The organism is Bartonella capreoli (assembly GCF_902813205.1).
GTDB classification, from domain to species: domain Bacteria; phylum Pseudomonadota; class Alphaproteobacteria; order Rhizobiales; family Rhizobiaceae; genus Bartonella; species Bartonella schoenbuchensis.
The window spans coordinates 1-466 of the sequence record NZ_CADDZX010000178.1 but is presented as its reverse complement, the minus strand read 5'-3'; the positions used below and the strand labels follow the sequence as shown (position 1 = coordinate 466).

At 46.4% G+C, this 466-nt stretch carries 1 protein-coding gene; it reads left to right on the top strand.

All coding sequences use genetic code 11. The features are described from left to right. A partial coding sequence (locus tag J7R05_RS07940; protein ID WP_208541842.1) for a hypothetical protein occupies nt 1-282 on the top strand: 282 nt, incomplete at its 5' end. Nucleotides 283-466 lie beyond the last annotated feature (184 nt).

Genomic DNA, 466 nt, shown 5'->3' with positions numbered 1-466 from the left:
AACAACAACAGACTGAATAGAAAAAGTGGTATCCCAAAAGCAGCGGATGTGAATATTGGTGTTCTAGGCATAGCAGAGAAAACTGTTGCTGCACCGATGCTGGTTGGCATCAGTACCATTGTGATGCTCATCATCCGCATCACAATAGCGGCCAAATGGCGAGAGGGAAAAACACTTTTCTTCAAGGCATCAATCATTAGGGGGATAACCCCCAAACTCATCGGCCAAGCTAGGAACGCAGTCAGTATCGCGATGGACAGGGTAAGCCAACCCTTTCCATAGCGCATCAACCGTTCAGAGAGAAATTCTCAAATACGCCATATATTCATCACATGGCGCAACAATCCCATGGCGAGTAATAGCCGAAAGACATCAGTAGAACGCACAAGCACAGTACTAACATCAGTAACGTGCCAACGCCATATCAGCACTAAAGTACAAGCTAACAGAATAGCCACACCTCTGC